The following is a 5,854-nucleotide window of genomic DNA, read 5'->3' on the forward strand; positions in this document are numbered from 1 at the left end:
TTGGACGTAGACGTCGCAATCCACATCCTCCCAGCTCAAGAGGGCATTCTCGCCCTACGCCACGCTCACACCGCCGAACCCGGTCGGTGGATCAGGGCTCAATCGACCTGCCTACGAAACACCTGTCGCCTCCTGGACGGGTCCGGCGCCGTGGGTAGAGGACGTGCCGCAAGGGGCCCGAATAGGCTTCGCCGCGGGTGGAACAGTGGGTGCCCTCGGATCAATCACGGCGTCGGGCGCCGCGCAGGAGTGAGCATCGTGAGGCCGCACGCGACCTGTGCGTCAGATGCGGTCGACCCAGGCCATGCGCTGCCACCACTGTCCACGGATCCACCGCAGACGCTCGGCTCGGCTGCGCTTCGCAAGCAAGCTCCAGTCGTGAGCGTCGTCGGCCTCACCTCGAGCGGCCGAGTCACCGAAGATGGAGCGGTACCACGCCCTGGCAACCCCGGGTTCGACCGGGGTGGAATCACGGCGTCCAGTCACGTCGCGCTGTGGCTCCGCGTAACGACGGCGCCACCGCCGCACGAAGCTAGGCGATGGGACCTCCGCGTGTCCGAGCACCGACACGCCAGCACGGCGCAGAGCCCCGGTCAGCCGGTCATCGTCGGGAGGGGGAGGGCAGACCAGCAACGTGGCCATGTGCGCGTAGGCGTCCTGAGACTGCACGACGACGTCCACGCGCCAGCGCCCTCCGAACACGTCGGCGAGCGACTCGGCGATGGCCTGCGCGTCGACGCGACCGCTGGCGTAGGTCACCTGAACGAGGCCGCGATCCTCTCGAGAGGGTTTCATCAGCATCGATCGTCAGGGTATCTCTGCTGCCTGTCATGGCCTCAGCCGTCGGCGGAGCGTCCGGAGTGTCATCCCCTCTCCACAGGCCCCGCTGGATCGAAAAGGCTGAACAGATCATCCGCCTCCACCGACTACCGCATCCGGCACCAGGGACGGCCATGAGGAAGAAGAACCGCGAGGCCCACCGCCAGCTGCGCGAGTACGGCCACAGCGACGCTGTCATCAGCGTCTTGGACCTGGCCCGCCAGCTCAGCGACCGGACAGGCGACCTCGCTCCTCTCCTGCGCGCCCTGTCCGTGGAACCGGTGCACATCCGCCTGCTCGGCCCGAACGGCACGCTCGGCTACTCCACCGATGGCCAGCGCCGCTACGTGCACGCCTTCACGTCGGTGCCCCGACTGGTGGCCTCGATGGACGTCGAGGACGACGAGCTCTCGATGCAGCAGGTTCCGTTGCCCGAACTGGCTGCCCGCCTGCCGCGGGACACCGGCGTCCTGCTCGATGTCGGCTCGCCGATGCAGCGCCCGGTCGAACCCGAGCACGTGCGTGAGGTCCGCGCGATGGCCGCGGGGATCGCCACCCGCTGCGCCCTCCACGCGGTGGAGGGCGAGGACCTTCACGTCGTCCCCGGTCCCGACTCGCTCATGCCCCTCGACGAGCGGGTACGGGCGATCGTCGCGGAGCACGCCGGCCCCGACGCGGCCGCCACGCTGGCCAGAGCGATGGCCCGGCTGGACGGCGTGGGCGGCCGTGACTGGCCGGTGTACTTCCTGGACGCCGGGACGACGCCAGCGGAGGCCGCCTCGACAATCAGGGAGCAGGTAGGCCCGTCCGTTCTCATCGTCCACGGCGAGAACAACGGCTCGCTGCCCGACACGCTCACCGGCGCCCGCAACCGGGCCGTGCTGCTCGCCGGGCTGTCGTAACGCCCTGGCGGGGCTGGGTGTGACCACCGCATCCACCGAGCACCGGGCACCGGGCACAGCGAAACCTGGCTTCCCGTACGGCGCCGTGAGGTGGGCCAACCAGCGGGCAACCTGCCAGGCGTAGTCGAGCCGGAGCAGCGCGCGTGTCGTCGTCGAGATCGGTAGCAAGCCGCTTGATGTCATGCTTCCTGCCGGGCTCGGGTCCCTCGGCCGCCAGTGCCCTGGTTGTGCGGCAGCAGACCCACAAACGCACGTGCGCCAGAGAACGGTGACGGTCAATGCGATACTTTGCGCCACGAATGACACGTGATGTCGCCTTAGAGGTACGACGGTGGGGGACATGAGCGGGATGGAGTTGCCGCGGCTGCGGGCACGGTGGCGGCGGCCGTTCGCGGCGCTCGCCTGGCCGGTGCGCGGACGGCCGGTGCTCGTCGATGGCGAGCTGCGCCAGCGGCGCTGGTTCCGCTCCCACCGGGTCAAGCTGGCGACGGCCGACGTCACGGTCCAGCCGCGCCGGCCCCGGCGCCTCGCCCTGCGCGTCTCGTCCGGAGCCTCCGCGGTCGAGGTCGACCTGCTCCGGCTCACCGTCACCGACGGGTGGAGCCGGACGCCCGAGGAGCTCGAGGCACTCGCCGACGGCCTGGGCGCCGTCGCCGCGCCGGTCGCGGGCGCCCTGCGAGGCCAGGCGGCGTTCCTGCGCGGGGACATGCCGTACCTGTCGTTCTCCCCGCTGGCTCCCTACGTCGGCCGTGACGGAACGGTCATCAACGACATCGGCCACATGCTGCCCTGAGGCCACACCCTGCCCTAGCATGCGTGACGAATCGCACACCGAGTGGTGGCGGAGGGGGACGTGTCCGGATTCCGGGTCCAGCCCGGCGCGCTGGAGGAGTTCGCTAGCGCGGCCGAGTCGGCCGCCGGCCAGCTCGCCGCACCGGATCCATCCACGGCGCTCGCGGGCGTGTCCTCGGCGGTCCCCGGGACGGCGACCGCGGCCGCCGCGACCGACCTGGCGATCAGGCTGACCGTGTCCTGCCAGGCGCTGGCCGACGCGGTCGCCGAGCTCGCCGGAGCGGCCCGCGCCAGCGACGCGGCCTACGGCGCCACCGACGGGTCGGCCGCCGACCTGCTGCTGGGCACGGGGCCTACGCCGTGACGCCCGCGCCCCTGACCGTCGAGCGGGTCATCGCCTGGGACCCCGCCGCGCTCGGCACCGCGGCGTCCGGCCTGGACGACGTGGCCAGGGACGTCGACGGCGCCCGCCGGCAGCTGGAGACGGCCGCCGACTCGCTGTCGTCGTCCTGGGAGGGCCCGGCGGCGACGTCCGGCCAGCAGCGGATCAGCCGCGAGGTGCGCACCGCGACCGAGCTCGCCGACGCGGTCCGCGCGGCCCGCGACGCGCTGCGCTCGGGCAGCTCCGACATGGGCGCAGCGCGCGCCGCCGTCGTCACGCTCGTCAACGACGCTGCGGCACAAGGGTTCACGGTCCGCGGCGACGGGTCCGTCGTCCCGCCGCCGGTGCCGCCGGTGATGACCAGCCCGGAAGGCGCCGCCGAGGCGCGGGCCCGGATCGACCGCGAGGTGCAGCGCCTCCAGGCCGAGGCGGAACGGATCGCCCGCGCCGTGGGCGACGCACTCGACGAGGCGGCGAAGGCGGACCGGCGCACGGCCGACGGCCTGGACGCCGTCCAGGTGCCGCAGGGCCTGCGCGAGCGGGTCGAGTCGTTCGTGCGCGAGCTGGCGTCGTCCCGCGACCTCTACGCCGCGCTCGGTGCGGCGGGCGGGCTGGTGGCGGGCGGCAAGGCGCTCAAGGACGCCTGGAAGCTCTTCGGACGGGGGTATGCCTACACGCAGTTCCTCCGCCACGCAGTGAGCGCGGCCAGGCTCTATGGCCCAGCGGCCCGTTTCCTCACGGGCGGAGGCACCGCTGCTAACACCCTGGCTTTCGTTCGTATGGGTCAGTTCCTGGAACAAATGGAGGGTTCCAAGCATCTGTTCCACTACGGCAAGCCCGCCACGGGCCCGTTGGCTGGGGTGAGGACGGTGGCGGGCCGGGCCTTCCTACCGCTCACTGTCGGGACTGGGGTTCTAGACCTTCGCACGGGAGGCGGCTACGACGGCGCCAGGGGGTGGGCAACGAGGGCGTTCGGTGCGGCCGGCGCAGGGGGCGCGCTCACCATCATGGCGGCCGGAGCCGCCCTCGGGCCGGTCGGCTGGGCCGTCGCCGGCGGCGCCGTGCTCACCTACGGCGCCTGGTCGCTGGGCAACTTCGTCTACGACCACTGGGACGACATCACCGAGTTCGCCGGCAAGACGGCCGACTGGACCGGCGACCGGATCGCCGACGTCGGCGAGGGCCTGTCGGCAGCCCGGGACTGGGCCGGGGACCGGCTCTCGGACGCCGGCGACGCCCTCAGCGACGCCGCGGACACCGTCGGCGGGGTGATCGAGTCCGGGCTCGACCTGCTGCCCGACGTGTCGATCTTCTAGGAGCCACTCATGACGACCACCGCCGAGCCCCGCCGCGTGGCGCTCGTCGACCTCACCGACGAGGAGGTCGCCGTCCTCGCCACCGCCGACGGTCCCGTCGTCCTGCCCTACCTCGGCACGCTGGACGACGAGCAGGTCGCCACCGCGACGACCACGGCATACCGCTCGCTGGTCGCCCGAGGGCTACTCACCGCGCCCACGCCGCAGGAGGCGCGTGAGGCGGCGCGCACGTCGACCGCGCGCGGCGAGGAGCGCGTCGGCTACCCGGTGCAGATGCCGGAGACGCTCGCGCACCTGCTGCGACTGCGGGCCGGCGCCTCGACCGTCGTATGCGTCTCGGTGGCCACCGCCCTCGGCGCCGAGTACCGCTACGCCCACGTCGTCGACGACGTCGTCCTCGTCGAGGAGGTCACCGGCACCGGCCTGCACCGGTTCTCGCTCGTGGACGTCGCCGACCTGCCCACGATCGTGCAGGGCTGGGTGCTGCACCCGGAGGCGACGCCGGGCACCGGGGAGGAGATCGTGCAGCTCCCGCAGCGGCAGGGCGAGCCCGACCCCACGCCGCCGGACGAGCTGCTCGAGCGGCTGGGTTCGGCGCTCGTGCGGGCGGACCTCGTCGTCCGCCGCGCCGGGGACCACTCCCCCGAGCTGGTCGGGGTGTTCAGCGGCCCGTCCGGCACCTGGACGTCGCGCAGCCGGTTCGGGTCCGCCGCGCCGGTCGTGATCCGGCCGGCCACCCCGGACGACGTCCGCGACCACGTCCGGGTCGCCCTGGCCGGGGAGCCGGCGTGACGCAGGCCGCGGCACTGGTCCTGCGTCCACTGCGCTCTCGGAGCCTGTGGTTGACCCTCTGGCTCCTCGCCGTGGCGATGCTCGCTATCGAGGCATGGGTCTGGGCCACCGACCCCGACAACCGGCCGTGGGCCCCGCTGATCCTCCCCTTCATGTACGTCCTCGGCGTCGGGATGACGATGCGCGTCGAGCTCACCACCGACCCGCCCGCGCTGACGTGGCGCAGCCCCCTGGCGTTCTGGCGCAGCACCGCCCCACTGGGCCCCCGCACCACCGTGCAGCTGCGCGGCGCCGGCTCGACGGTCAGCGTCCACGCGCGCGCCGACGGCCGGCGCTTCGGGGTGTCGGTCGACGTGCTGGCCGCCACCGAGTACGTGCGCCGCAGCCGCGACCCCGAGGAGCTCGAGGCCCTGGCCAAGGCGGTCCGCGGCGCGCGGGGCGGGCACGAGGTCGCCCGCCAGCTGCGCGCGCAGGCGGCGCACGTGCGCGCCGGCGGCGACGTCCAGTCCTCACCGCTGGCGAAGCACCTCGGCAGGACGCTGCTCGGCCTCAGGTACTGATCAACTTCCCCCCACCGCCACCCCGCCCCCCCGTGATCATGCAATCCCGCCACCCCGCAGCGTCCACAGAGTGCTGGGTTCGGCACGGCGTTGCCGGCGTGTCGCGCCAGGAACCCGGCATTCTGGGCAGCCGTACGGGGCGGCAGGGTGGCGGGATTGCATGATCACGGCGGGGGTGCGGGCGGACTGCACAGGGTGGCGGGATTGCATGATCACGGCGGGGGTGCGGGCGGACTGCACAGGGTGGCGGGATTGCATGATCACGGCGGGGGTGCGGGCGGACTGCACAGG

General features: G+C 73.0%; 7 protein-coding genes. 6 read left to right on the forward strand and 1 reads right to left on the reverse strand.

The annotated features are described in order from the left end of the window. Nucleotides 1-282 precede the first annotated feature (282 nt). A complete protein-coding gene (locus ACFP6A_RS00005) occupies nucleotides 283-801 on the reverse strand; it encodes a hypothetical protein (RefSeq protein ID WP_379600576.1) in 519 nt (172 codons plus the stop codon). 152 nt (nucleotides 802-953) lie between these two features. On the opposite strand from ACFP6A_RS00005, the gene ACFP6A_RS00010 reads away from it, so the two are divergent. From ACFP6A_RS00010 to ACFP6A_RS00035, 6 genes are all read left to right on the forward strand, one after another. Then, nucleotides 954-1,721, forward strand: coding sequence for a hypothetical protein (locus ACFP6A_RS00010; protein ID WP_379600578.1), 768 nt, complete (start codon nucleotides 954-956; stop codon nucleotides 1,719-1,721). A 340-nt stretch (nucleotides 1,722-2,061) separates the two neighbouring features. Further along, on the forward strand, nucleotides 2,062-2,514 hold the full coding sequence (locus ACFP6A_RS00015; RefSeq protein WP_379600580.1) for a hypothetical protein: 453 nt from the start codon (nucleotides 2,062-2,064) through the stop codon (nucleotides 2,512-2,514). 60 nt (nucleotides 2,515-2,574) lie between these two features. Continuing rightward, a complete protein-coding gene (locus tag ACFP6A_RS00020) occupies nucleotides 2,575-2,877 on the forward strand; it encodes a hypothetical protein (protein ID WP_379600581.1) in 303 nt (100 codons plus the stop codon). Beyond that, nucleotides 2,874-4,211: a hypothetical protein gene (locus ACFP6A_RS00025; protein WP_379600582.1), complete on the forward strand. Its 1,338-nt coding sequence runs from the start codon at nucleotides 2,874-2,876 to the stop codon at nucleotides 4,209-4,211. The genes ACFP6A_RS00020 and ACFP6A_RS00025 overlap by 4 nt, the downstream gene beginning before the upstream one ends. A 9-nt stretch (nucleotides 4,212-4,220) precedes the next feature. Further along, on the forward strand, nucleotides 4,221-5,003 hold the full coding sequence (locus tag ACFP6A_RS00030) for a hypothetical protein (RefSeq protein WP_379600583.1): 783 nt from the start codon (nucleotides 4,221-4,223) through the stop codon (nucleotides 5,001-5,003). Further along, nucleotides 5,000-5,563, forward strand: coding sequence for a hypothetical protein (locus ACFP6A_RS00035; protein WP_379600585.1), 564 nt, complete (start codon nucleotides 5,000-5,002; stop codon nucleotides 5,561-5,563). The genes ACFP6A_RS00030 and ACFP6A_RS00035 overlap by 4 nt, the downstream gene beginning before the upstream one ends. Nucleotides 5,564-5,854 lie beyond the last annotated feature (291 nt).

The organism is Quadrisphaera sp. GCM10027208, assembly GCF_042658805.1.
Lineage (GTDB): Bacteria > Actinomycetota > Actinomycetes > Actinomycetales > SCSIO-59966 > SCSIO-59966.